21 protein-coding genes and 1 pseudogene are annotated in these 25,123 nt (G+C 58.7%); 3 read left to right on the top strand and 19 right to left on the bottom strand.

The window, feature by feature from the left end; genetic code table 11:
- Nucleotides 1–7: 7 nt before the first annotated feature.
- Nucleotides 8–700 carry a LysM peptidoglycan-binding domain-containing protein gene (locus tag KJA79_RS18550; protein WP_213043546.1) on the bottom strand — a complete coding sequence of 231 codons (693 nt, stop codon included), beginning with the start codon at nucleotides 698–700 and terminating at the stop codon, nucleotides 8–10.
- Between the two features lie 237 nt (nucleotides 701–937).
- Here KJA79_RS18550 and KJA79_RS18555 point away from each other — a divergent pair, with 237 nt between their 5' ends.
- The 3 genes from KJA79_RS18555 to ligA are packed head-to-tail and all read left to right on the top strand — an operon-like array spanning nucleotide 938 to nucleotide 5,809.
- Nucleotides 938–1,891 (top strand): AAA family ATPase, encoded by a 954-nt coding sequence (locus KJA79_RS18555; RefSeq protein ID WP_213043547.1) that lies wholly within the window; start codon nucleotides 938–940, stop codon nucleotides 1,889–1,891.
- Nucleotides 1,891–3,789: a hypothetical protein gene (locus KJA79_RS18560; protein WP_213043548.1), complete on the top strand. Its 1,899-nt coding sequence runs from the start codon at nucleotides 1,891–1,893 to the stop codon at nucleotides 3,787–3,789. Before KJA79_RS18555 ends, KJA79_RS18560 begins: the two co-directional genes overlap by 1 nt.
- 7 nt (nucleotides 3,790–3,796) lie before the next feature.
- Nucleotides 3,797–5,809 carry an NAD-dependent DNA ligase LigA gene (gene ligA / locus KJA79_RS18565; RefSeq protein ID WP_213043549.1) on the top strand — a complete coding sequence of 671 codons (2,013 nt, stop codon included), beginning with the start codon at nucleotides 3,797–3,799 and terminating at the stop codon, nucleotides 5,807–5,809.
- Here ligA and KJA79_RS18570 read toward each other — a convergent pair.
- From KJA79_RS18570 to tssF, 18 genes and pseudogenes are all read right to left on the bottom strand, one after another.
- A complete protein-coding gene (locus tag KJA79_RS18570) occupies nucleotides 5,784–7,097 on the bottom strand; it encodes a hemolysin family protein (protein WP_213043550.1) in 1,314 nt (437 codons plus the stop codon). The genes ligA and KJA79_RS18570 overlap by 26 nt on opposite strands.
- Nucleotides 7,098–7,375: 278 nt before the next feature.
- Nucleotides 7,376–8,071 carry a septal ring lytic transglycosylase RlpA family protein gene (locus tag KJA79_RS18575; RefSeq protein WP_213043551.1) on the bottom strand — a complete coding sequence of 232 codons (696 nt, stop codon included), beginning with the start codon at nucleotides 8,069–8,071 and terminating at the stop codon, nucleotides 7,376–7,378.
- 8 nt (nucleotides 8,072–8,079) lie between these two features.
- Complete coding sequence (locus KJA79_RS18580; RefSeq protein ID WP_213043552.1) at nucleotides 8,080–8,490, bottom strand: ACT domain-containing protein; 411 nt, start codon at nucleotides 8,488–8,490, stop codon at nucleotides 8,080–8,082.
- A gap of 29 nt (nucleotides 8,491–8,519) precedes the next feature.
- Nucleotides 8,520–8,810, bottom strand: coding sequence for a cupin domain-containing protein (locus tag KJA79_RS18585; protein ID WP_213043553.1), 291 nt, complete (start codon nucleotides 8,808–8,810; stop codon nucleotides 8,520–8,522).
- 12 nt (nucleotides 8,811–8,822) lie between these two features.
- Entirely contained in the window at nucleotides 8,823–9,947 is a 1,125-nt protein-coding gene (gene fbp, locus KJA79_RS18590; protein WP_213043554.1) for a fructose-1,6-bisphosphate aldolase/phosphatase, read from the bottom strand.
- A 329-nt stretch (nucleotides 9,948–10,276) separates the two neighbouring features.
- On the bottom strand, nucleotides 10,277–11,533 hold the full coding sequence (locus tag KJA79_RS18595; RefSeq protein ID WP_213043555.1) for an ABC transporter substrate-binding protein: 1,257 nt from the start codon (nucleotides 11,531–11,533) through the stop codon (nucleotides 10,277–10,279).
- A 132-nt stretch (nucleotides 11,534–11,665) separates the two neighbouring features.
- Complete coding sequence (locus KJA79_RS18600; RefSeq protein ID WP_213043556.1) at nucleotides 11,666–12,913, bottom strand: TIGR02270 family protein; 1,248 nt, start codon at nucleotides 12,911–12,913, stop codon at nucleotides 11,666–11,668.
- A gap of 109 nt (nucleotides 12,914–13,022) precedes the next feature.
- A complete protein-coding gene (locus tag KJA79_RS18605; protein WP_213043557.1) occupies nucleotides 13,023–13,595 on the bottom strand; it encodes a hypothetical protein in 573 nt (190 codons plus the stop codon).
- Nucleotides 13,596–13,618: 23 nt separating this feature from the next.
- Nucleotides 13,619–14,425, bottom strand: a complete 807-nt coding sequence (locus tag KJA79_RS18610; protein ID WP_213043558.1) for an AHH domain-containing protein — start codon at nucleotides 14,423–14,425, stop codon at nucleotides 13,619–13,621.
- A 33-nt stretch (nucleotides 14,426–14,458) separates the two neighbouring features.
- Nucleotides 14,459–14,839, bottom strand: coding sequence for a DUF4150 domain-containing protein (locus tag KJA79_RS18615; RefSeq protein ID WP_213043559.1), 381 nt, complete (start codon nucleotides 14,837–14,839; stop codon nucleotides 14,459–14,461).
- Between the two features lie 25 nt (nucleotides 14,840–14,864).
- On the bottom strand, nucleotides 14,865–15,905 hold the full coding sequence (locus KJA79_RS18620; protein ID WP_213043560.1) for a beta-ketoacyl synthase N-terminal-like domain-containing protein: 1,041 nt from the start codon (nucleotides 15,903–15,905) through the stop codon (nucleotides 14,865–14,867).
- Between the two features lie 23 nt (nucleotides 15,906–15,928).
- Nucleotides 15,929–16,924: a DUF2169 family type VI secretion system accessory protein gene (locus KJA79_RS18625; protein ID WP_213043561.1), complete on the bottom strand. Its 996-nt coding sequence runs from the start codon at nucleotides 16,922–16,924 to the stop codon at nucleotides 15,929–15,931.
- A gap of 50 nt (nucleotides 16,925–16,974) precedes the next feature.
- On the bottom strand, nucleotides 16,975–17,220 hold the full coding sequence (locus KJA79_RS18630) for a hypothetical protein (protein WP_213043562.1): 246 nt from the start codon (nucleotides 17,218–17,220) through the stop codon (nucleotides 16,975–16,977).
- Nucleotides 17,221–17,229: 9 nt separating this feature from the next.
- Nucleotides 17,230–17,484, bottom strand: a pseudogene (locus KJA79_RS23395) (DUF6484 domain-containing protein); the annotation flags it as partial.
- A 21-nt stretch (nucleotides 17,485–17,505) separates the two neighbouring features.
- The gene (locus KJA79_RS18635) at nucleotides 17,506–19,638 is read right to left on the bottom strand and encodes a type VI secretion system Vgr family protein (protein WP_213043563.1); all 2,133 of its coding nucleotides are present in this window, start codon (nucleotides 19,636–19,638) and stop codon (nucleotides 17,506–17,508) included.
- Between the two features lie 14 nt (nucleotides 19,639–19,652).
- Nucleotides 19,653–22,292 carry a type VI secretion system ATPase TssH gene (gene tssH, locus KJA79_RS18640; protein WP_213043564.1) on the bottom strand — a complete coding sequence of 880 codons (2,640 nt, stop codon included), beginning with the start codon at nucleotides 22,290–22,292 and terminating at the stop codon, nucleotides 19,653–19,655.
- Nucleotides 22,293–22,307: 15 nt separating this feature from the next.
- Complete coding sequence (tssG, locus tag KJA79_RS18645; RefSeq protein ID WP_213043565.1) at nucleotides 22,308–23,366, bottom strand: type VI secretion system baseplate subunit TssG; 1,059 nt, start codon at nucleotides 23,364–23,366, stop codon at nucleotides 22,308–22,310.
- Nucleotides 23,330–25,102 carry a type VI secretion system baseplate subunit TssF gene (gene tssF, locus KJA79_RS18650; RefSeq protein ID WP_213043566.1) on the bottom strand — a complete coding sequence of 591 codons (1,773 nt, stop codon included), beginning with the start codon at nucleotides 25,100–25,102 and terminating at the stop codon, nucleotides 23,330–23,332. Before tssF ends, tssG begins: the two co-directional genes overlap by 37 nt.
- Between the last annotated feature and the right edge of the window lie 21 nt (nucleotides 25,103–25,123).

Consider the following 25,123-nt stretch of genomic DNA (forward strand, 5'->3'; position numbering starts at 1 on the left):
CGTCACGCTACGGCTGACTGACGACCAACTTCTGTCCGACGACGACCGTGTTGTTGGTCATATTGTTCCATTTGCGCAACTGATCCAGCCCGACGTGATACTTCTGCCCGATGCGGTAGAGCGTTTCTCCCGGACGCACCGTATGCGTGGTACCTCCCAGGGAGGCCGCGGCCGCTCCGGCGGACTCCAGCGCCGTCTCCGCATGACCGAGAAGATCCTTCGCCGAATCCTTCGCCGGCTCGAGGCTCAGATCGGTCGGCACCTCGGCCTTGAGGGCTTCGTCGACAGCGGCCGCAAAATCCTTCTTGGGTGCTGCCTTCTTGGCTTTCGAAGGGATGGTCGTCAGGCGCTTCATGTCCTCTTGTGCCCGTTTCTCCAGCAGGCTCGCCTCTTTCATGGCCTGCGCTTCTTCCTGGATCTGCGCCGCCTGTTGACGCACCGCTTCCACCTGGGCATTGAGTTCACGATTGCGGGCTTCGTATTCACTCAACTCGCGCCTGCTGCGTTTGACCTCGTTATCCAGCTCCGCGCTGCGCTTTTCTTCCTGCGCGAGGAGACGCTGAAAGTTCAGACTACGCGCCTTCTCCGCTTCATATTTCTCCGACATCACACAACCGCTCAACCCCATGCTGCACAGTACCAGCAACCCAAGCGACCGTACTGCTGCCTGTTTCATGGATCCGCCTCGCTCAGTCATCATCTCGCTCCTTCGTTGCGGCCATCTAAGTGGACGGTAGTCGATTCCCCGAGGGAGAATGGTTTTGCCGCATTCGCTCCCGATTCGCAGCTTGCGAAAGTGGGTAGGATACGGTCCAAGGCAGCGAAAGTCAAAGTGAAATGGGTCGAGAAGGCGTTTGACCCCCTCCCCGCCCCTATGCTACCGTTCGCTCAAGATTTCCGTTCCAACCATTCTATCCAATCACCGGCACGAAAGACCATGTCATCCAGCCAGCAACCGGCCGCCGCGCGTACGATGTCCATCGAAGGCATCTCACTACACCTGGCACAACCGATGACCATGGGCCAGGAGTGGATCGGCAACCGGGAAATTCTCAAGCAGCTGCTCGCCTGCTGGCTCGTGATCGACGAACGTGATTTGCCGCTCTCGCCCCGGATCACCGGGCAACCGGGCATCGGAAAAACCACGCTGGCCATGGCCGGCGCCCGCGAACGCAAGCAAGACCTCTATGTCTTTCAATGCACCGCGGATACCCGCCCCGAAGACCTGTTGATCACGCCTGTCCTGGCGGAATCCGGCACGATCAGTTATCACGCCTCGCCGCTGGTCACCGCGGTGCTCACCGGAAGCATCTGCGTGCTTGACGAAGGCAACCGGATGAACGAAAAGAGCTGGGCCTCCCTAGCCTCGCTACTGGATCACCGGCGCTGCGTGGAATCGATCATCACCGGCCTGCTTATCAGAGCGCATCCTGAATTCCGATGTTGTGTCACGATGAACGAAGACGCCTCGACGTATGAGGTGCCCGACTATATCCTGTCGCGGCTCCAACCGACCCTCGGCATGGGCTTCCCCACTCGCGAAGATGAACTGGCGATTCTGCGGTATCACCTGCCCTTCGCTCCCGCCGACATGCTGGCCCTGACGGTGGAGTTCCTGCAGGAGGCCCATCAACTCAGCCTCGAATACTCCGTACGCGACGGGATTCACCTCCTGCAATATGCCTTGAAAAGATGCGCCCAGGACCCCGCCCACCCCTTGGCGGCCGATGCCGCCTGGAGGGAGTCGCTCATCAAGGTGTTAGGCGAAGAAGCGCTCGATCTGCCGACCCAGTCCCGCAAACGGAAGCGCGCGTTGGGCGATCAGGCCTTGCCCAGAGGGCTTGGTGATTTCTTTTTCGAAAGTGACGACCCTCTACACCCCGGCCGATAATGGCATCGCCCTCGTCCAATTCCGATGCGGTCTTTCGCCTCTCGCCGCGGATCGAACTGTTTCCACTCCTCCACGGGAGCGGTGATGTCGCCCAGGAGGTCCGTGATCGGCTGACCGACCGCCGCTTCGACTGCCTGGCGGTCCCCCTCCCGCCTTCCTTCGAATTGCCGCTGGAAGAAGCGGTGGTCGATCTGCCCAGGATCAGCGTGATCGTGCAACAGGAACAGGGGGCGGAACAGGGCCCGAGGGTGAACTACGTCCCCGTTGATCCCTGTCAGGCCGTCATCATGGGTATCCGCGTGGCCATCGGGGAAGGCATGTACCGGGCCTATATCGACCGGGACACCACCACATTTGAGCCGCTGCCGTTCGTCTCGCCTGATGCGTATGCCTTGAAACAGTTGCCCTATGCCGCCTTTGCCGCCGCCATCCTGCCGACGTTGGCGCCGCCCGGAGAGGGCACCCAACAGCAAGCCCGTATTGCCTGGATGGCATTTCAGCTCCACCAGTTGGAAATGGAGTTTGAACGAATCCTCTGCCTCTGCCACTTCGCCGATTGGCCCTGGATTCGCCAGGCCTACCGGCGGAGGGCCGACTATCAGGAACCGGACATGAACGTCAGTCGACCGGAACGGTATCTTGTCGATCCGGCATCACTCTATTTCGCATTGGGAGAACTACCGTTCCTGACGGAGCTCTACGAACGCCGCCGCGCGAGCGTCCATTCCGACCGGCACCTGTCCATCGACAGCATCAAGGAATTGCTGCTGGAAACACGGACCCGCTGGCAGACCGCTCACGATGAGGAGGGCCAAAGCGTCCCCACCTGGGTCACGCCGCAGCTGCTCCAGTTGTATCTGCAATACGTGCGAAACCACGCGCTGCTGGACCGTCGCCTCACGCCGGACCTGTATACGCTCGTACTTGCGGCCAAACAAATGGCCGGCGACGATTTTGCGATCCGCCTGCTCGAAACCGCCAAGACCTACTCGTACCAGAACATCGAGCACAGTCACCTGCCGCGCCTGTCGGCCGGACTCGGTCAACTGACCCTACCGGATAACCAGGTGGTGCAGGCCACGAACCGGCTCCAGGGTGCTCCGGTCACCTGGCGCTCGCTCTCGCTCCGTCCTCGTCCGGCCCGCCGAACGAGTCGCCGATGGTCCTACCTCTGGAATCCGAACCGACAATGTTCCTGGCCGCCGGAAGATACCAAAATCGAAAGCTTTCACACCCATGTACGGGAACAGGCCAAGGCGATCATCGGCGCCGATCTGGCCAAGAGCGAGAAGTTTACGACCTCGATGAAAGACGGCCTCGATATCCGGGAAAGCCTGCGCCACTGGCACCAGCGACGACCATCCGGTCAGCCGAAACGGCTGGAGCTCTACGTCAAGGAGATTCCCCCCGCGCGCGGCAACGTCGATACGGTGATTTTTCTGTTCGACACCCCTGCCGACCCAGACGAGTACAGCTGGCAGGCGACCTGGTACGCCGAACATGCGCAGGAATCCACGCTCTGTTTCTACGCCACCCCGTTTCTGGAGAACATGGTGGCGCCTGGTATCGGGCAGTCACGGTACGGCGGGGCGTTGTTTATCTTTCCGCCTCGTGCGATTCCCGACATTTGGACCGACGAGGCCCTGGGATTCGCCAAGACGCTGGAGGAGCGATTGATCGCCGCCGGGGCTGTCCATTCCAGAGAAACCCATCTGGCGTTGGTGACACCGGTTGCCCCCAAAGCGCGGTGGCGGCAGATCGCCAAACAATTCGGCCGGCGCCTGGTGCCGATTCCGCTTAGTCGCTTTTCCGGCCAGATGATCGATCGCCTGCGCCGGTTTCATGTGTTGAACGGACACGAGATCCGCAGTTTTGCCGCGCAATTCATCCGTGAGTAGCCAGACCATGTCCCGCAGTCACGTCGAACAACGTCTTGCCGCGCTCCGTCGGGAAATCAGACACCACGACCATCTCTATTACACGAAGGATCGACCCGAAATTTCCGACTCGGAATATGACCGGCTCTTTCGCGAACTGGTCGATCTCGAAACCGCCCATCCCGACTTAATCACCAGCGATTCACCGACCCAACGCGTTGGTGCGCCGCCGCTTGCGGAACTCGCCAAGGTGCCGCACGAGAAACCGATGCTGAGTCTCGACTCCATTACCGATCAGGACGATGTCCGCGCGTTCGACACCCGGATGAAGCGTGAGTTGGAAACCGAGCAGGTTGTCTATACCGCCGAGCCGAAATTCGACGGCCTGTCGGTCGAGCTGGTCTACGAAGACGGGCGATTTGTGCGGGGCGCCACACGCGGAGACGGCACAGTCGGCGAGGATGTCACCATCAATTTGCGGACGATCCGCGCGCTCCCTCTGCAGCTGATTCCTGAGCCGGCTCTACCTGCACACCTGGTGGTGCGGGGCGAGGTGTACATGCGGCTGGACGAGTTTCAGACGCTTAATCGCCGGATGACCGAGCGGGGGGAGGAGGCCTTTGCCAATCCTCGCAACGCGGCGGCGGGATCGTTGCGCCAGTTAGACAGCCGCATCACCGCGTCCCGTCCCTTGACCTTGACCTGTTATGACATCATGGCGCTGTCGGGTCAGGTCCCGCCGACCCATTGGGACGAGCTGGACGCCCTCGCCGCCTGGGGCCTTCCCGTTCCCGACCACCGGCGCCGCTGCCGGTCGATCGACGAGGTCCTATCCTTCCACCAGAGCACCGACGCGATGCGCGATTCACTCCCGTTTGAGATCGACGGCGTCGTGGTCAAACTGGACCGGCGGGATTGGCAGGATCGACTCGGCAGTAAATCGCGCAGCCCCCGCTGGGCCATCGCCTACAAATTCGCACCCCGAAAAGAAATCACGGTCATCCAGGACATTGCCGTCTCGGTGGGGCGCACGGGGACATTGACGCCCTTGGCCCTGCTCAAACCGGTCGAAGTCGGCGGCGTGACGATCAGCCGGGCGACGCTCCATAATGCCGATGAGGTTGCTCGGAAGGATGTGCGCGTCGGCGACACGGTCAAGGTCGAGCGAGCCGGCGACGTGATCCCTGCCATCGCCGAACGTGTTCCGATTCCCGGTGAAGTCCGCCGTGACCCGTTCGTCATGCCCGACCACTGTCCGGTCTGCGGCTCGGCCGTTGCCCGCGAGGGCGCCTATTTTTACTGCACTGGCCAGACGGTGTGCGTCGCCCAGTTGAAGGGCGCGATCGAACACTTCGCCTCGAAAAGCGCGCTCAACATCGACGGCATGGGCAAAAAAACCGTCGCGCAACTCGTGGATGCGGGCATGGTCCGCAACTTGGCCGATCTGTACAGTCTCACCAAAGACCAGTTGCTCACGCTGGAAGGCTTCGCCGACCGGTCCGCCACGCTGCTCATGGAATCGATTGAACGGAGTAAATCCGTCACGCTTGAGCGGCTCTTGATGGGGCTCGGCATTCGTCAGGTCGGACAACATATTGCAAAGGTGCTGGCCAAACAGTTCGGCACACTCCCTCGCCTCATGGCCGCCACCCAGGATGAGTTTCTGCACGTTCGCGAAATCGGCCCCGAGATTTCCGCCAGCCTCACATCCTTTTTCAGCGAAGCCCGGAACCGCGAGGTGATCGAGCGGCTCGTCGAGCGGGGTCTCACGATCGCACCGCCGACGGCCGACGGCGCCGCCGACAGTCAGACGCTGGCCGGCAAAACGTTTGTCTTCACCGGTGGGCTGGCAGGCTACAGTCGGGACCAGGCCAAACAGCTGGTCGAAGGGCGTGGCGGGCAGGTCTCATCGAGTGTGAGTAAGAAGACGTCGTACGTGGTGGCTGGCGCCGATCCGGGGTCGAAACTCGACCAGGCGCGAAAACTGGGAGTGATGGTGCTGACGGAAACGGAGTTTACCGATCTTGTGACGCCTGCGTAACAGGAACGTGCTCCTCGGCCGGCTGATCGTGGATCGTCGGGTGCTTGTCTTCTTTGTAGATCTGCACGCTCTTGATGACCCGCGGGTCCGCTTCATGGATGACCAGGCGGCAGTTGGCAATGTGCACTTCCTCACCGACCTTCGGAATCCGCCCCAGTTCATGCTGGACCAGACCGCTGATCGTCACGGCATCGTCGCCTAAATCCACCTTGAGGAAGTCGTTGACCTTCCGCACCTCGGTGCGTCCATGCACCAGAATCTGGTTCTTGCCGATACGCTTGATCAGTTCTTCGGTAATATCCGTCTCATCAACGATTTCACCGACCACTTCTTCCAGCAAGTCTTCCAGCGTCACCAGCCCCATCACACCGCCGAATTCGTTCACGACGATCGCCATGTGGCGCTTGTCCAGCTGGAACTGCTTCATCAAGTCGTCGGCGGATTTCGTGTGGGGGATGAACAGGGCGGGCTGGGCGATATCACGGAGCTTCATCTCAGTATGCCCCTGGGCCAACGCGGTCAAGGCCTTCGTCTTGTACAGAATGCCTATAATGTTGTCCAGCGTGCCCTCGTACAGCGGAATACGCGAATACTTGGACTTGAACAGTAATTCCTTCGCCTCGCGCAGGTATTGATTGCAATCGAGCGAGAACATATAGATGCGCGGGGTCATGCAATCTTCCGCCGTGATGTCCTTCAGCTGGAAGACGTTCTTGATCATCTTCACTTCCTGCGCTTCGATCGCCCCGCTCTTGCTGCTCTGATCCAACATGATCTTGAGCTCTTCTTCGGTCACAAACGGAACGTTAAGCCCCTTGCCGCCGGTGAGCTTGTATATGAGCGGTACGACGAAGAACATGATGGGCGTCAGCACCTGCTGCGCCGCATAGGCCGGATAAGCCATGTTCAGGACGACGGGGACCGAATATTTCGCCGCCAAGGTCTTGGGCACGAGATCGGCAAATACCAAGAGAACGAACGTGAGAATTCCGACCAGAACCGCAAAGGCCTCACCGAGCACACCCTCCAGCCCCTGTCCTCCGAACCGATTTAAGGCAATGATTGTCGCCAGTGACGCGGTCGCTGTGTCAACCAGTCGATCTCCCACCAAGATGGTCAGCAAGAGCCGTTGTGGGTCGGTCCGCAGATGGAGGGCCATCTCGGCCCGCTTGCTCCCGGTGTCGGCCAATGCCCTGAGTTTCGTGTCGTTGACCGAATAAAATCCCACCTCCACGACCGAGATCACCGCGGACAATAGAATGAGGAATATCAGTACGATAATGTCCATAAGACCTATCGAGGTTAGAGAATCCGAACCAAGTTGTGTGTGTGAACGTCAAGAGCTTGGATCAGTTCGACGCGCAAGGGTCGAACTGCAAGACTTACCGCATGTCGTGAGAAGACGACCAGAATTGGTCCTCTCGGGTCACTTTCATCCATCGCGTACTACCATTAGCACAGGCAGGCAGTCGCATCAAGCGTTACCACAATTCCCTACCCGCCGCCGAAAGATCAGGATATCAACAATTTCGCTTGATAGCCATGCCCGATGACACTCGTGATTCCCTACGGACTCCTCACCGTGTCATCACGTACGATAAACGGGTCGGTATCGAGGGCCCTCCTGAGATGCCCGGCGGCCTGCTCTGCCGCCGCTTCCGTCTGATACTGTCCGGCATACACCCGATACCGGCGTCCCTCGGGCAACTCTACAGTCACCGCCCGCGTGCCCGGGTAGACTCCACGCAGGCGTTCCACCAGCGCAGCCGCGTTCGCAGGATCGGCAAAGGAACCGACCTGCACCCGTAGGACACCCATCTCCCCTGGCCGGCCTTGGTAACTGACGACTTGCAGTTCGATGTCATCGGTACCCCGCCCGACCATGCCCACCGCCTGTGCGCCGGCCAGAGACAGATCGAGAATCCTGCCGCGCGCGAACGGGCCGCGATCATTGATCCGGACCGTGACCTGTCGGCCGGTCGTCAGGGAGCGCACGACGGCCACCGACCCCAAGGGCAACGTCCGATGCGCCGCCGTCAGTTTGTGCATGTCGTAGACTTCCCCGTTCGCCGTACGATTGCCGTGAAAACCAGGGCCATACCAGGAGGCGCTCCCCCGTTCGACAAAACCGACCGGGTATCCTGGTGGATACACAGGACGGGCCGGAGCCCAGCCAGAGCACGCGTTCAGCCATGAGGTCAGAATCAGAACGAAGAGAGGGAGAAGGAGACGAGAGGTGCCGGTCTTCTTCTCCCTCTGCATGGAGGAGATCAGAATTCGTCGAGTGAATGGGTGCGCAGCACCCCGAGGGCTTTCGTCGTGTTGGACACCGTCAAGACGACGATGGCGCGTTTGCCTTCCCGGGAAGGCGTGCAGTAGCCGCACTTCACGTTGATGCGGGCCCTGGTCAACGAATCGGCGACCTGTTTCAACGCACCGGGCTTGTTCTCCAGGCTGAGGATCAAGGCGGTCTCTTCGCGGAATTTGATCTTGGATTTTCTCAGGGCGATCCTCGCGGCATCGACGTCCGCGACAATCAACCGCAATTTGCCGGGCCCCGTGACTTCAGGCGCGGAAAAGGCTTTGATATTGACCCCGGCGGCGCCGAGCACGGACGCCACCTCCGCCAGTACTCCAGGCTTGCTCTGTCCACTCACCACAAACTGCGTCGTTGTCGGCATCGGCTCCTCTCCCTCCGTGAGTCAGTCCATCAGCCAGTCTGCATCCGCTTATACCCGTAGAGCCACTGCGCAGTCGTCCCGCCGATATTCCTGACGGTATGGAACACACCGGCCGGAATCAGGACTTCCTCCCCGGGAGCGGGCCGCACACACCGCCCTCCGAATTCCAGTTCCAACCGGCCGACGATCGGCATGACCAACTCGTCGGTCGCGTGGCGGTAATCCTCCCATACTTGCCCGGGCGGATCAACCCAAAGATCACAACTGAAGCCCCTCGCCCGCCACTCCCGAGCTACCGTTTGCTGATCAACCGGAGACATGATGCGTAGAATTTAAAGCTGCGCCCAGCGACCTTCAAGTTTCTTCATAATCTGCGGCATGGTCGTATACTCCATATCCTCCAAGGGCAACCGATGCGGCTCGAAGGGACCATGCATGCGCAGGACATCGGCGATCCGATTCGCATCCCGCCGCGCTTCGTCATAGGACGGATCGTCGAACATATCCCGCGGCCCGATCAACCGACCGCCGGCCAGTTGAAACCCCAGGCAGGCGACGCGCGGAGGGCCATCGAACCGAGTCGGCGTGGCCTGTTTCACCGAGACCGGCATCAGCGGACCATAGTGCGAGCCCCGCATCCAGCCCTCGATGATCCAGGGATACCGGAACGGGTCTAGGACTTCCCCAACCGCTGGAAAATTCTGCTGTGCACGGACGATCATCACCGGATCATCTTTCCCAACATACTTACCCGCAATTAACGAGAGCCGCTCGGTAGACGTGGAGGCGGCGATGGTGCCGTCCGCCCTGGAATACACCGCCTTGACCGTGTACTTACCCGGCGACCCGATGAACATCAGCATGTCATACAACTCTTCCGGACAATCGAAGGTGATCTTCTTGTGTTTGTAGATGTCGTGCACCTCGAAGCGGAACCCCTGGTGTAACGTCGGGGCGATCACCAATCCTGCCGTCGTGAACGGATCGGCAAACATCTTATACAGCGGGAGATTCCAGGCTCCGGCCGAGGTCTTATCCGCCATAAAGACCAGCACCGGATCTGACTTCCGTTCCACGAATTCCATCTCGGCCACGCCTGGTCCCTGCCCGCGCACATTCCCGCTGAACGCATCGGCCAGCAGATCCTGCCCCGCACCGTAGAGATGCAGGTCCTTGGCCACCGCCGTTCCTGCCTCAAACGTATCCCACGCGAGCCGGTGAATCGGCTCGTGGTCCACGCCATGGCGATGCGTCATGATCAGCTGCAAATCATCCCCGCAAGCCGACACATGATAATCGACCAGCAACCCGCTCTTCTTGGCTGCGGCCAGCTTCTCATTCGCGCAATCCATCAAGGCCGGATGCATCGCCGAATGGCCGACAAACCCGCCGATGTCCGCCTTGATCACACTCAACGTGATCGTGTTGCTGCTCTTTGTGCTCTGTTCCGCTGCCATGTTGCACCCCTGGGTAAAGGAGGATTGGAGGCGATCTCCCTGCTATAGAGACTCAATCCCTGGGAGGTCTTCCTAATGGGGTGAGCAAAGGCAATGCCCGGACACGAATGGAGGCGGCAGGTCGAATGAATTGGATTTACACCATGCACAGCCGCCGCAGGGGCCCAGCCCGTGGAGAGGCGCTACAGTGGCAGGCCATCATCTGTAGCAGAAGGCAGCACAGTGTCAGGCACGACCGGGAGGCTGTTCTTCAAACAGGAGAAGTCAGTGTGGCACGCAAATCCCCTCCCGGTGGGTGACTCGGACCAGTTCCCACACTGCGATGCCGCTCATCGCACCTGCTCAAGTGCTCCCTTCTCGCCGACCTGCAGCAGAACCAGCCGTCGATTCAGCACACCTTTCGCATTGAAGGAGGCAGGACCCAGTAGCGTCGGAAGCGCATCGGCCTGCTCTAAGTAGGCACGCAGCCGCTTGCCAGATGTGCCCCCTGCACGGATTCCAGCCAGAAGCAGCTCGGTGGCTTCATAGGCCTGGGCGGCGAAGGGAGTCGGTTCGGCATGGTAGCGGAGCCGATAGGCCTCGACAAATGCTCGAACGGCAGGCGCTTTGCTCTCTGCAAAAAAACTGTCGACGAAGATGCCCCCCAAGAGTGACCTCTCGGGAAAGTTCGCCACATCCGAGCTGTGCCAAGCACTGCTGCCAAGCAGACGCACTTTCACATCCTGAAAGCGCAATTGGGCGGCAATCAGTGCAGCCTGACGAAAGGCTCCAGGCAAGTAGATGGCATCAAGTCCCCGACGCGATGGAGCGCCATGCTTCTTTTGAGCTGCGCTGGCCCCGGATGGTCTTCTTTCGTGAGTCGGACTATCTTCTTGTAGACGCCTCCGAACCGCAACTTTCAGGCGCGTGACCTGCGAGGTAAAATCTTGTTCCTCCTCCTGGTAAGACTCCACGTCGACAACCTCCCCGCCCCGTCGACGCACCTCTTCCGCGAATGATTGCGCGAGTTGTCGCCCATAGCCGGTTTCAGGATGGATGACCGCGAACCGCCGATAGCCCAAGCGGCCCATCGCGTAGGCCGCGATCCCTTCCGCTTGCAATGGGTAGGTCAACGCGGTGCTGAATGCGTAAGGACTGAGCTGCCGCACATCAGATCGTGTGGCTGCAGGGGTGATGAGCGGCAGGTGGGCGCCCTCAACGAGCCTCGCGGCTTCTTCCAACTGCTGAGATGCGAGGGGACCGATCACCCCCGACAGCCGCGATTCATCCAGCAAGGCGTTGAGAGGTTGTTGCACAGCCCTATCACTTCTCGTGTCTCGCACAACCAGCCTGACCACCGTTCCACCCTCGCGGTTCCAACGGTCTACAGCAAGCTCAATCCCACGGAAACATTCCTGGCCGTAGACCGCCATGGGACCAGTGAGGGGCAGCAGTGCGCCGATCCTATACGAGGGGACGACGTCGGGTTGGGCGGGGCGAGAAAGCAATGGGGGCGAGACCGGTGGACCTGGCTTCTGATTCGAAGGAGCCTGACAGGCGGCGGCAACGAAGAGGAGGATCAGGACGTGGTAGAGGCGGGCAGCCATGGAAAGCCAGTGAAGGCACACCACTTCGTCGGTCTTGGCATCATTACAATCTCTTGAACGAGAGCCTGGTTGATCAGCGCATGAGCCATACATCGAACGCTGTCCTGAGTGTGAGAGCTACTCACGGTAACGTTACCGCGCTTGGAGCAGGGCTTGCTGCCGGAATCCGGGGGCGTTGGTGTTGAAAAGCGGTGTGCCGGGTTGGCGCATGGCCAGTTCGATCGCTGCGGCGATACGGTGACGCTGCCTACCTGTTCGTAACACTTCATGAAGCGAATCGACCGTGATCGGCTTGCCCAAGAGGTAACGGGTTCCATTGGTGAACGGAAGCCGGTGAGTGACCCACCATTGTTCAATCAACTGAGGATTGGGCCAAGGCAAATCTTCGTCGGGATCGAGTTCGATGTTCTCGTCTTCCGGATTTTCCGTCGGGCCTGCTTCGAAGTCCTCTGGCCTGTTGGTGTCCAGATCGTCATGGGCTAGGTCGATACCGGTAATCATTGTGAAGGATTCTCCGGCCACGCGAGCCAAGACGGGATCAGACATTTGCTGAATCAACCAAGGAATGTTCGCTGGATCACCGGTCACACCGGCTGCTTGCACCACTAGACGAAGCATCTCAGGACTGCTCGCCAAGCTCCTAAGCCACGCTTGCGCCTGGTCTATCGACATGCGTCTCAGCGCCATCGCACAAGCCTGCTCGCGTTTGAAATGTCCACTTTCAGCCAGCCGCTGAAGTACGGGAATGGCTGCTGGTTCTCTCAACAAGGCTCCAGACCAGGCGGCCCAGTACCGACAGGCCAGATCTTCCGCGGTTAGCTCAGCCTTGATGGCAGGAATAAGGCTGGTCTTCCCAAGTTCGCCTGCTGCTTTCAGTGCCCGAGTCTTCAAGATAAGATCAGTCGAAGAGAGCGCATCCTTCAGCGCTGGACCAGGATCCTGTCGATGCGCAGCATAGGCAGCGAGACCAACCATTTGCTGAAGAGGCAATTCAGCACTGAGTAATCGCTGGGCCTGTGAAGCAACTTGGTCGAACGGGATCCAGCCCAGTGCCGAAATGAGTCCCGCGCTCAACTCCGGCTTCTGTTGCACAACATCACACACCGCCTGAATACGCGACTCGATTCCCGATTCACACGTCATCACCGAAGCAGCAAAGACCTCCCCGTTTTCTTCAGTCCCCAGCGCCGTTTTGCACAGTTCCCAGCCCGATTCCCCTGCCACACGCAAGCCATCCAGATGCGCCTCGACACGCTCATCCAGTTTGGCCAGATCTTTCAACGCATAGTGCGGTGCGCGGACGGCGTTCGTCCGAAGAAGCCACAGAAAAGCGGCTTCTTCGGCGTGCTGCTGAATGATGTTGTCAATGATGTGTTTCATCGGGAAATGCCACCGGTTGCAACCTTATTGTTTGAAGCGCTATCGGTTCTATTCGGAAGATTGCGACGCAGGATCTGGCCACGGTCACATTCCCACTTTTGCTCATGTACTACAGAGCAACCTCATCGGGAGTATAGAATGCTAGGTCTGTAAATCCTCGACCTAAAAGGAAATCTCTTAGTTTTGGATGGACCAAGATAGCATTGGTTGATTCCGCCAGTCGGAAGATGAGTGCCCCATGGGTTGTGGTCTCATCCAAGACGAGACGGTCGAAGTCAACGTCGATTAAAGGCGGGGAACCAGGATGGACAATAGCGTCAGATCTCAGCATGTCGGCCGCTGCAATGAGGCCAATAATGTTTACTGCCTTGTAGTTTGTGTGAACATGGTCGTTGTCTGGGTCTCTGATGACAACGTCATATAGATCCAGGTTCTCCACTCCGCACTCTCTCATTGCCTCAAGGAGATCATCACGGAAAAGGGGAGGGCTTGCCTTTAGATAGGCAGGCATATACGGTGCATGATCGGAAGAATCAGGGTCGAAAGGTTTTAAAGTGAATTCAAGCCGGTCAGGAAGAGCATGAGTAATCTTAACACCTGCGCGCCACTTCACACCTTTGATAAACGGCGAATGTCCTATCCATCGTCCGGGCTGAATGCCACGCTCCAGCACGTAATACATGGTACACTCCTATGCTAGATTTATTATGTGGCCTTTTTACTCAAGTGAGGTTTTTCTTGAATATATGCAAATGCAAATCGGGATGTGTAAATATTCCTCTTCCAGTTCGTTGTTGGTACTCTTAGCATCCTACTCATCCTGCTAGAAATAGTATTGAGGCGACTAACCAGAACATATAGTGGCTCGCGCTCGGCAGGCGTTTTGTCTTGCTTCTTTGCCTCCGGACACCATAGAGACTCCTGAGCCTCCAATTTGTCATAGAGCTTGTTAAGTACATCAAAAACAAAGTCATTGTAATTTTCATGTGCATCATGGAATTGAGCCCCCCACTTTTCGATGGCATCAAAGGCAAAGACCTTGGGATCGCTACCTGATTTCGCTTTGAATATCACTCCATCCCTTCCCCACGGACGGACACCGTAATTGCCTGGTAGCCAAACACCGTTACAAGCTGCATTTATGTTGTATCCGATATTCCCCTTCTCTTTTCCATCTTTCCAGAGATATTTCTCTGACAAGAACAGGTCACTTTGTTTCAGCGAACCATTACCGGGTATCAGGTGATGCGCTGCGACAGCTGCGGTATATTTCCCGCTCCCTACCGTTATCTCCAACGCATCAGGCTTGCCTCCAAGGGCATTCCCAAGCTTGGTAGCGTCATTCTTGAACTTCACATCATTTAAGGCCCCGTCAAGGTCATTATCATCCGGGTAACTATCCTGAAGTTCATTCTCCTCTATTCGAGGCGGCTCTTTTGATTTGCAGAAATAGCAGGACTCATCATGAAGTGCGCTTGCGATATCGACAGCAACCGCTTCTCCCACGTCCATCGAATGCATCCTTTAAGCTTGAGGCGTAGACACTCACCCCATAATGTTCTTCTTGTTATGAAACAGCGGATCCCCCAATCTGCATACGTTCTTCCCTTCGAACTTCACATCGAATGAATACATCATGAATTCCGCTTCGCCCTTGAATGAATTACTGACGACGCCTCCACCCGCGTTCCCTGCCTCGTCGCCGCTGGTCATCTTGTAGGTCGCGCCTTTTACCATCGGCATTTGCCCATCAGTTTTTACGCTTTTAGGTCCGCCCGACGTGTTCGAGGACATGCCGATGTTGGGATAGGGAATGGGAACCGTTCCGCCAGGGGTGGGCGTCTTGCACACATCCGGAAAGACGGTACTCGTCCCTCCGCTGCGCTTATGGACGACACCACGACAATTCGCAAAGACCGATGCCATACGAGCCTCACCCACCAGTAATTGTTTAATTCATATGAATCAGGGCTGCCCCTCGTGCCTCTCGATCTGACGAGCACCACACGAGACAAGGGCCTTGGACATAGCCTTTCTGCATTCCGACCGCTCCTAAACCGAGCATCAATGGAGCAAGCGCCGCGCCGGGATCCCCGAAACAGTCAGCCGGATGTTCTATCCTGACGTTCTCTTGGAACCTCTCCTTGCTTCGCAGATAGGCGACGCCCCACTCTTTGGCCCAGAAATTTTCGCCATTGAATCCGGTGAACACCGTCTGCACCTTTTCTTTCACGGATGGGATGGACGCGAAGAGCTCTTGCACTGTGCTCGCGAGTCCGTCGCCTCGATACGGTTCCTCACTATATCGATGGCCCTTCTCGCCCCCAGTCGCGACAGCGGCAATCCTTGAGATTTGACCTTGGTCTGCAGTGCTTTTGTTTGGAGCCGTGAGCAATAAGAAAGCCGCCCCTTCACCCGGCACGAATCCATCCATCACGCCTTTGGCCAGGATCCGACCTTCCATATCGAGCGTGCCAAGCAGATACAAGTCGAGATAGGTATCGACGCCGCCCACGATCACAGAGCTCTCCTCGCCGGACTGCAAGCGCGCGAGGGCCTCTTGGAGCGCCAACAAGCCTGCTGCGCGACCATTGGGGAACATCTTGCTTCGTTTTAGATCGAACTTCAGGCCAGACTGTACTATCAGCTGCTCAAGGAATTTGTCTCCGGCTGGATCCGCGCGGCCTGGCAACGCGTCGGGAGTACCAACCAAGATAGGAATCTCCCCCACATTCGGCACTCCTCTAAGAGCCTCGCTCAGTGCCGGCGCTGCGAGTCTCAACATTCTGGCCTGCCGTGCCGTGAGGCCGATAGTTTCTTCCAACGAGCGTTCAAGCGGCGGGAGACAGTCATCCGGAACCAGCGCCATGGTGAACGGTTGGAATCGCCTGTCATAGATCGACGTTTCGCAGAATCGTGAGATCCCGGCTCTGACCGAGGAGGCCGTCTGCTGAGTGCCGATTCCCACCGGCGACATCATCCCAAGAGACACGATGGTCGCTCCTTGTGCAGACATCAGGCTGCCTTCGCTTCAAGATCCAGACTCTGGATTCCTATGTCGATCTGCTCGACCTTGAGCGCTTGCTTGTCACAGGGCAGCGCCGCGCGCCACAGCATCGAGAGGCGTGATTCATTTGGCTCAATCAGCACGGTTTCCAGATTGAGTGGCGGCGCCTGCTTTTTCCCCGCCAGCCGCACCACTGCCTCCAAGCGACAGACCGGCAAATAACACTTGAATGGTCCGCGAGGCGACGCATTGAGCACTTCCACCGGCTCTCCGCCTCGCAAGTACCCATCGCACACTAAATCGGGATGGGCCATATTGAAGAACCGTGGATTGAAGTCTTGAGGCAAGTACGGTGCCCGCTTTTTCTGCCACGCCTCATCATAGGTCCCGGCGAAGGATTTTCTTGGCTCCCAGGAGGGAGCGATATATCCAAAACCGGCCGGGTGAGGCCTGGCGCCGTGACCTGAGATCAGATCGGCCGGGTCTTCGAGATTTGGGATCGGCATACCATTGATGTCCTTTCGCCGCCTCTTTCCCGTGAACCCAGATCCGACCGGGTTGCGGGCCTCATACAGAATTCCCTTCTCTTCCGCAGTCCGATCATGGATACCACCGAATGCGCGCTCGTACACGAGCGGCATCGAGCGAAAGGGAGCCGGACTGGTCATGCGAAGTCCGAACAAACCGCCTCGCCATTCTCTGTCCCCAAAGACGCGGACCACTTTTTTTCGTTCGGCCACAACAACGGCCACGTCGAGTTGAGTCACCTCGCGCTGATCCGGTGCAGAAGCCTCGCCAATCAACACCACATCCGTCGATGGCTTGGTGAGATGCATTTCTGACGCGTATTTCACGCTCGACGCTCCCGGCTGGCCCCAATACTCGTCCGCAAGGATAATCGGTTGCTGCTTTGGAGCGATCGCGAGTGTCTTGCCGAGTTCGAACGTCGCTTTGATCGCCACGTACAGCGTGTCTATCCCCTGCTCGTTCGGAAAGACTGCCATCGAGGCGAAAAATGGAGTCGTGTTCTTCAATTGGAGCAAGGGCCCTCCTCCTAATTGATGCTGACGCTGCCGCCCTGGATCCTGTGCGGCCCCGAAGAACGCGACAGGATGTGGGCGCCTCTGATGACAATCTTGCCGTCCTTGCGCAGCGTGATACTGCCACTGCCGCACCGCAGGACGATTTCTTCTTTGCCTTCGATGATGAGCCGCTCCCCGTCGATGACCATCTCCTTCGGCCTCTCCGTCTCATCCGCTGCAAGGACCATCGATGCGATTCTTTCAATCCGGTCCTCCATCACACCAACGATGATGGGACGGCCAGGATCTCCTCCCTCGAATACCAGGAGGACTTCTCGATTCCCATTGCCTGGATCGACCGGATCACTGCGCATCGCACCCGAGACAACTCTGGCGGGTATGTTCGTCCGTCCTTCATAATCGACAAGGATGTCCCCCGACTCATTCCAACCGACAACGCGACCGATGCAAGGACATGAAAACCCTGCTTCGTATGTCTCTCTGGTTTCGATCTCATCCATGGACTGCTGATTGCCGGACATATCTACCCCCGCGTTCACCTTTTAGTTCTGAGTAATCTTCGATCCCTTCAAAGCCAGGTCTCCGGACGCGTTCACCGTGATCTTCCCGCCCTTGATGACAATGTCGCCGTTGCTTTTCATCGTGATCGACGCGCTCCCGGTCTTGATCGTGATTTGGTCTCCAGCGTCGAGGACCATATTCTTGCCGGCCGAGATGGTCATATTGTCGCCTGCCGTGACACCGATGTTTTTGGCGGCGTTTTCTGTGATGCTTTCACCAACATCCACAGACTTATTCTTTGCCACGTTTTCGCTGCTCAAGGCGCCCACCACGACCGTCTTCGCGCCACCTATTTCTTCGGCCTTGGCGCCTCCCACCGTCTCGTTCATGGCCGCGCCGACGCTGACCTGATAGGCGCCACCGATCGTCAAGGCCCGAGCCAACGCAACGGTGTGAGCCGACGCCTTGCCGACCGCGATGGTTTCCGCACCCCCGATGCTCTCCGTATGGTTCGCCCCGACTTTGATCGTTTTGTTCGCCCCCACTGTCTCGCTTTGGTCGACGCCCACCGTCTTGGTGCGATTGTTGGTCACGGCCAAGGTTTCGTCATGGCCGACCGTTTGGTTCTTGTCGTTCTCGACGGCGATCGTCCAGTCTTTTTGGCCATGAAGATAAATTTCTTCCTTGTCCTTCCCATCTTCGAAGCGAATCTCGTTCGACCCTCCGCCGCCGATGGAGCTATTGGATTTGAGAGTGCTCTTGGTCTTTTCACTCGGCAACGCGTAGGGTGGCATGTTATCGCCGTTGTACACGCGTCCCGTCACAATCGGCTGGTCGGGATCTCCTTCCAGAAATTCCACCAGAACTTCTTGCCCGATCCGTGGAATAAACATGGCGCCCCAACTCGTGCCGGCCCAAACCTGAGCCACTCGCACCCAGCAGGAACTCTTTTCGTCCCGATTCCCTTCGCGATCCCAATGAAATTGCACCTTCACGCGCCCATGCTTATCCGTGTAAATCTCCTCTCCCTTCGGTCCGACCACGATGGCCGTTTGGGGGCCCTGGATCGTGGGTCTCGGCGTAATGGACGCAGAGCGGAACGGCACATCGGAGGGAATGCAGTGGAACTCATTCTGATAGGCCGGCTCATTCGCGACCGTTCCCGTCTCAGCCCCCAACGCCTGCGGCTGGGTCCCCTGGTGCGTCACCCTCACGGTCAGATACTCGCGGTTCAAGTCCGACCGATGGCATTGGTCCAGGGTGAAGCGGTAACCGGGAATGATCCGGCAACAATCACTGTGCCCTCTTCCCAGCTGCCTGACCGCCTGCGCCCCTTCCAACCGCACCTTAGCCAACAGATTCCTCTCACTGCTGTCGCGGCATTCACCGAGATAGTCGTAATCCTCCAATTTGTAGTCCATCTTGGCCTGCGCGTCTCCGGTGACGGTCAGTCGCGGCTTTTCGAAGTCGAAATCCCGTAACTTGACAGCGCCGCATCGGATCTCGCGGTGGTAGGAGAAGAACGCAATATGTTCCTCGCTCGAGAGGCCGGCGGTCGCGGGCGCATGGTATCTGATCGAAGATGCGCCGGGCAGCGTCGCGGCGGCGGCGGGGTCGTCACTCAAGACCAAGACGTGGCTCGTGTCACGGTGCTCGAAGTAGTACCAGATCCCATACTGCTCCATGAGCCGGCTGATGAAGTTCAGATCGGACTCGCCGTACTGGACGCAATAGGTACGGTTTTTGTACCGGCCGGAAGTCAGCGCGAACCGAAATTGGTTGGCGGTCAGGCCCGCATCGAGCAGAACGTCCTTGATGATGTCCGGGATCGTCTTCTCCTGGAAAATCCTGCAATCGGTTCGAAGCCCCAGTTTCCAGATCGCCGGCACCATTTCGGCCCGATAGAGCCCCCATTTACCCTCTTTGCCCGTCTGCTCGAATGCACTGACCAGTCCGTGAACGAGCCTGATGCCCCTGCTCCCTCGCGCCGTCAGCAGGGCCGGCTGGCCGACGACTTGATCGAAATCAATTTTTGGGTCGGACGACGCAAGGTCCAGGCTGAAGCGATAGACCTGAGACAGGCCCTCGCTCCCCTCGAAGCGAACGACGCGGAGTTTGTCTGCTGAATAGGCGCCGACTTTGAAAAGATGGGGCGCTTCGGTTTGTGTGTCCATGAGAGGCATGGTCCTTATCCTTGCGCCAACGCCACGGTCTGGCGCTCCGAGAACGCGAGGTTGAAATCGCCGTCCGCCCCCAAGGTCAGGCTGAGCCGTTCAGGCAGGCGTCCTTCGCCCAGACGCGAGAGGATTTCCGTCGAGACGCGCGGGAGCAACGACCCCTGCATGATATGGTCAATGTTGCGCGCCCCGGTTTCGACCTCGTTGCAACGCCGCACGATCTGTTCGACCACGGCCGGCTCGTAGTCGAAGGCAATCCGGTGGCTCTCCATCAGCCGCTGGGCCAGGCGGGCCAGCTTCAACTCCACGATCATGGTCATCGCGGCTGCATCGATCGGGTAGAACGGCACGATGGTCATCCGCGCCAGCAGCGCCGGTTTAAAGTGGCGGCTCAACAGCGGCCTGATGGCGGCGGTCACCTCGCCCGGCGAGGGCCGCGTCCCGCGCGCACACAGCTGGAAGATCATGTCCGAGGCCAGGTTGCTGGTCATGAAGATCACCGTATTCTTAAAATCGATGACTCGCCCTTCGCCGTCGGCCAACATGCCCTTGTCGAAGACTTGATAGAAAATGTTCATGACTTCGGGGTCGGCCTTTTCCACCTCATCGAGCAACACGACCGAATAGGGCCGCTGCCGGACCGCCTCGGTCAACGCGCCGCCTTCGCCATATCCCACATAGCCGGGCGGTGAGCCGATGAGCCGCGAGACCGTGTGCTTCTCCTGAAACTCCGACATGTTCAGCGTGACGACGAACCGCTCGCCGCCGAACAGCGCCTCCGCCACAGCCAGCCCCGTCTCCGTCTTTCCCACACCGCTGGGGCCCACGAATAGAAACACGCCGATCGGTGTGGCTGGGTTTCCGATGCCGGCCTTGGAAGCCCTGATTCCTCGAGCGATGGCCTCAATCGCATGGTCTTGGCCCTTGATCCTCGTTTTGAGCCGATCATCCAACTGCAGAATCGTCTGGGCTTCGTCCCTGATCATGCGGCCCACAGGGATGCCGGTCCAATCGGACACGACCTCGGCCACGACATCCGTATCCACTTCGATCCTGATCAGCGGATCCTTCCCCTGAATCTTGCGCAAATCGGCCTTGGCGCGGTCCCAGTCGGAGCGATAGCGGTCTGCGCCCTGGGCCCCTTCCGCCTGTATTTTTCCCCGCAGGGCCAAGACCGATTCCGCCAACACTTTCTCCTCACGCCACCGCGCCTCTAACTGCTCCAGTTCCTGCCTTCGTTTCGCGATGGCCTCGTCCAGCGCGCTGATCCGCTCCGGTTCCACCGGCACCCCGCTGAGCAGGTCGCGTTGATGGGCGCCTCGCTCCCGCTCCAGCGCTTGGATCGTCCGTTCGATATCTTCCAGGCGGTCCGGTTTGCTGCTGAGCCCGATCTTGATCCGAGCCGCAGCCGTGTCCAACAGATCCACCGCCTTATCCGGAAGTTGGCGACCTGAAATATACCGGCTGGACATGCGTGCCGCCGCGACGACGCCTTCGTCCAGCACCTGCACCTGATGGGCCTCCTCGTACTTACTCCGCAAGCCGCGCAACACCAGAATGGCATCGGTTTCAGACGGCTCTTCAAGCTTCACCAGCTGGAAGCGCCGGGCCAATGCCGCATCCTTTTCGAAATACTTTTTGTACTCCGACCAGGTCGTGGCGGCGATCGTGCGCAACTCGCCCCTCGCCAGGGCCGGCTTGAGCAAATTGGCGGCATCACCCATCCCCGCCGTGCTCCCCGAGCCCACCAGCATATGGGCCTCGTCGATGAAGAGGATGATGGGTTTCGGTGAGGCCTTCACTTCATCGATCACGGACTTCAGGCGATGCTCGAACTCACCCCGAACGCCGGCCCCGGCCTGGAGTAGGCCCAAATCCAGCGCCAGCATGTCCATATTCTTGAGCAGATCCGGCACATCGTGTTGCACAATCCGCAAGGCCAATCCTTCGACGACCGCCGTCTTTCCCACTCCGGCCTCCCCTACGACGATGGGATTGTTCTTGCGCCGTCGGGCCAGGATATCGATCATCTGCCGGATCTCCCGATCACGCCCAAAGACCGGATCGATACCGTTGGCGCGGGCCCGCGCCGTAAAGTCCACCGTGAACCGACCCAGCGCCGTTTCCGCACCCCGCCCCTCAGCCCCACCCTTCGCCGCCGCCTTCGCCGCTTCTCCTTCCGACGATTTCGCGGTCATGTCGAAAAACTTGTGGGTGAGTTCGTCGGCACGTACCGGTTGCAGGAGCTCCTCCCCGAAACCATAGGCGAACCGGCCGAGATCCCTGACCATGGCCAGGAACAGCGCCCCTGACCGGATCTCGGTCAGGTTCAGATCAATCGATCCGATCAGCCAGGCCTCCTGCAGCCATTCGATGAGTCGCGGTGAGAACACGGGTTTAGCTGCGTTCCCTGACTTGAACTCTTCGAGAGCCCGCTGCAGGGCCTTCTGCACGCGAGCCGGCTCGATCTCGAAATGGGACAGGATCACCTGGATGTCGGCGGTGGGGTCTTCGAGCAATCTGAGCAGCATATGTTCGATTGCAACTTCATAATGCGTGCGCGACAGGCAAAGCCCCGCCGCGGACTCAAGTGATCGGCTGCACAAGCGATTCAACCGGCGGATCAAGGCTCGTCTATCTACCACATCCATGGCTCCCACTCCTTGTTATTGCTTGAGCGAAAGTCCCTCTGTCCTCGCCGGGGCAAATTGAAAGGGGACTCTCCGCACTCCGCCATTGCCTGATCGCGCCGGCAACCAAGTCGTTTGCCCGAGACGGCATCGCGGCCCATCGCCTTGCTTGGACAGCAGCCGAAAGGTCGGAATCCCCTCCTCGGGCATGAGCAGTTCCAGATCCGCATCGAATCGATCCTGGACGAACAACCGAACCAACGCCTCCATTCTTTCCATTCCCGTGCTGCCGGGTAGCAGGCTCACGAAGGTGTCGTGACTCATGGGACCCATCGTGAGGCGAAAGCTGGATTGCCGGTTGATGACTCGGTTTCCGAGCGCACAATCCCGTCCCAGCGCGCAGTTCTGCCTTCCCAAGGTCGACTGCTGTTCCGGGGGAATCGCCACCCATCGGCCGGTGCATTGGGTGATCCGCACTTCAATCCCATCGAACAAATCGCTCAACATCCCCTCCAGCGCCGACGCCGACCTCGGCCGCTGACTGAATAACCCCGCATACCGAAGAAGCCGGCTGACGGGCAGGCCGGTCTTTTCCGCCACCTCCTTCGCACCCAAGCCGAGAAAGGCCAACATGCGCTGCGAAAAGGGATCTTCGCCGGACGGGTCGAATTGGATGTGGTACCGGTATTTGACCCACGCGCGGTAGAATAATGAAAGCAACCGGTGGTGGAACAGATCCAGGAAGGAGCGAACAGCCTCCTCCCCCTCCTCTTGAGCCATGAGATCTTCGGTGTAAAATGGCGGCAGCGGCGAGGTGGTCCCGTAGAGTCCCAAAAATGTCGTGGTCACACGGAACCGCAGCGGCTGCATTCTGCTCTTCTCCAGAGCGGCGATATCGGAGACAGGAAAAGCGAAGGAAAGCTCAGGACGAAACCGAAGCGCCTCCCCCTCGGCTGGTCCTTCGCCGCCGACCGCCGCCCTGGGACGGCAGAGCCGCTCCACGAGCGTGACCAATTGGAAGAAGGAGTAGTCCTGCGCCCTCCGAAGCAAATCCTCGACTAGAGGATGATCTGTTGTCCGATCCTGCTCGGCCATGAATACTGTTCTCCCTGCTCGATTTCGTTCACGACCAATTGAGTAAACGAGTTCACCGAGGCGTAGAGTGCAAAAAACTCGGAGAGCACGCTTGCAAACAAGAACAAGTCCCCCTCCCCGGCGAAGTGGTCTTGCTTCAGCGAGAGGATGATCTCCGTTCCACGGATCGGAACGCCGTGGAAGAGATGATCCTTCCCTCGACTCTGGACATCCACAATGCCTTCCAACAATCTGGCCTGGGCACGTCTCGCTTGATCATCCTGGCGCGCTGCAAAATTATACAGATCCAACAACCCACGCAGTGCCTCGACGCTGGTCAAGGAGCGATAGTTCAACGAGAGATGAGACAGCAGGCGCCAATGGAGATCTCCACCGACCGGCGCACGACACGGAGCAGACACTCGGATAATGTTCTTGAATTGCGCGAATCCCGGCGAACTGTCCGTCGGCACCTGAATGTCTCCGACGCGAAGTTTCCCGGCCGCATCTCGATTGGTGCAGGTCAAATTGAACGTCACGATCTCGGTCGGGACTTCCGCGCCACGGACCGGAATTTCATCCGCATTCACGAACGACACATAGGTCTCGGCTCCGCCTTTGCTCGCCACGGATTGCCGAAGGTGTGTCTGGTAATAGACCGTGGCAGTGGATTTGCCATCACCATGGCGAAATGAGTAGAAAGGCTCGTAGTGCAATTCCTCCCCCGTCCCACGCAGGTGTCCGTTCGCGCCGTCGACCGAAAAGATTTCATACTGCATGGCCTGGGCAGCCGACGGGCGGACGAGGTATTCGGTCCGTTCATGGCTGATCTGGATCGGTTGGGAATCAGAGGTGAATAGATTGACGATCGGCGTACAGAACAACCGGACATGCTCTTTGGACACCCGCAAGGACGCCGGTGGCGCGTTCGTGAACAGGATGAGGATCTCGAACGTCGCGGCGGAGGCTCGCCGGGATAACGGCTGAAGGTCTGACAGATCCACGGCAAGAAACTTCTGAGGAAAGGTCAGATATTCCTGGAGCAAGCGATACCCGTCGAAGGCTGTCTTGGGGTAGGGTAGCAGTGCCGCTTCCCTGGACAAGCCAAAAGGCTGAATCTGACAGTCCGGCAGCCCGATTTCTTCTACCGGGCGACCCTGCGCGAGCAGGCGCAGCCTGATCTTGCTCACGTGGCGACAGAGCCAATAATAGAGGGTGTAGGCAGGCTCCCCAACCAAGTACAGTCGGAGCCGCTCGACCTGCGCCTGCGCCAATGTGGCTCCGGGCAGAAGGACGAACCGAAGACGGAGCGCGGAATGACCGCCGCTGGCCGCCTCCAAGGACACCTGTTCGAGCTGAAAGGGATAGAGGTCCACATCGGCAGTGGTCCGAAAGCGGCATCCCGTCCCATCGACCTTGCCAGACTCCACTTCTGTTTCGAGGGCTGGAATGCGTTTGCGCTCGGTGACCGCGCCGGGAATCGGTGCAAATTCCAGGAGACTCATGGCGGGGATGGGGCGCAGGTAATGCGGCCACAACAAATTCATGACCCCGTGGATCAGTTCGGGGAATTCATCGTCCAGTTTCTGCCTGATCCGACCCGTCAGGAATGCGACACCCTCAAGCAATCGTTCCACGTCGGGGTCGCTCCCGACGTCGGCCAGAAAGTGCGCCTCTTTGGGATGCGCTTCGGCGAACTCACGTCCCATCTGCCGAAGGAACTCGAGCTCGTCCTTATAGTATCGATTGAACGTCACGGCCTTCACCTCTGCATGGCC

The sequence above is a fragment of the Nitrospira defluvii genome (genome assembly GCF_905220995.1).
Classification (GTDB): Bacteria; Nitrospirota; Nitrospiria; order Nitrospirales; family Nitrospiraceae; genus Nitrospira_A; species Nitrospira_A defluvii_C.

Excerpts from the sequence above, each read along its gene's own strand:
- tssH (WP_213043564.1), bottom strand. The coding sequence starts at position 22,292 with ATGGATGTGGTAGATAGACGAGCCTTGATCCGCCGGTTGAATCGCTTG.
- KJA79_RS18600 (WP_213043556.1), bottom strand. The coding sequence starts at position 12,913 with ATGAAACACATCATTGACAACATCATTCAGCAGCACGCCGAAGAAGCC.
- KJA79_RS18605 (WP_213043557.1), bottom strand. The coding sequence starts at position 13,595 with ATGTATTACGTGCTGGAGCGTGGCATTCAGCCCGGACGATGGATAGGA.
- KJA79_RS18555 (WP_213043547.1), top strand. The coding sequence starts at position 938 with ATGTCATCCAGCCAGCAACCGGCCGCCGCGCGTACGATGTCCATCGAA.
- ligA (WP_213043549.1), top strand. The coding sequence starts at position 3,797 with ATGTCCCGCAGTCACGTCGAACAACGTCTTGCCGCGCTCCGTCGGGAA.
- KJA79_RS18580 (WP_213043552.1), bottom strand. The coding sequence starts at position 8,490 with ATGCCGACAACGACGCAGTTTGTGGTGAGTGGACAGAGCAAGCCTGGA.
- KJA79_RS18570 (WP_213043550.1), bottom strand. The coding sequence starts at position 7,097 with ATGGACATTATCGTACTGATATTCCTCATTCTATTGTCCGCGGTGATC.
- KJA79_RS18615 (WP_213043559.1), bottom strand. The coding sequence starts at position 14,839 with ATGGCATCGGTCTTTGCGAATTGTCGTGGTGTCGTCCATAAGCGCAGC.
- fbp (WP_213043554.1), bottom strand. The coding sequence starts at position 9,947 with ATGGCAGCGGAACAGAGCACAAAGAGCAGCAACACGATCACGTTGAGT.
- tssG (WP_213043565.1), bottom strand. The coding sequence starts at position 23,366 with ATGGCCGAGCAGGATCGGACAACAGATCATCCTCTAGTCGAGGATTTG.
- KJA79_RS18635 (WP_213043563.1), bottom strand. The coding sequence starts at position 19,638 with ATGGACACACAAACCGAAGCGCCCCATCTTTTCAAAGTCGGCGCCTAT.
- KJA79_RS18625 (WP_213043561.1), bottom strand. The coding sequence starts at position 16,924 with ATGGCAGTCTTTCCGAACGAGCAGGGGATAGACACGCTGTACGTGGCG.
- KJA79_RS18560 (WP_213043548.1), top strand. The coding sequence starts at position 1,891 with ATGGCATCGCCCTCGTCCAATTCCGATGCGGTCTTTCGCCTCTCGCCG.
- KJA79_RS18585 (WP_213043553.1), bottom strand. The coding sequence starts at position 8,810 with ATGTCTCCGGTTGATCAGCAAACGGTAGCTCGGGAGTGGCGGGCGAGG.
- KJA79_RS18595 (WP_213043555.1), bottom strand. The coding sequence starts at position 11,533 with ATGGCTGCCCGCCTCTACCACGTCCTGATCCTCCTCTTCGTTGCCGCC.
- KJA79_RS18550 (WP_213043546.1), bottom strand. The coding sequence starts at position 700 with ATGATGACTGAGCGAGGCGGATCCATGAAACAGGCAGCAGTACGGTCG.
- KJA79_RS18610 (WP_213043558.1), bottom strand. The coding sequence starts at position 14,425 with ATGGACGTGGGAGAAGCGGTTGCTGTCGATATCGCAAGCGCACTTCAT.
- KJA79_RS18630 (WP_213043562.1), bottom strand. The coding sequence starts at position 17,220 with ATGGAGGACCGGATTGAAAGAATCGCATCGATGGTCCTTGCAGCGGAT.
- KJA79_RS18575 (WP_213043551.1), bottom strand. The coding sequence starts at position 8,071 with ATGCAGAGGGAGAAGAAGACCGGCACCTCTCGTCTCCTTCTCCCTCTC.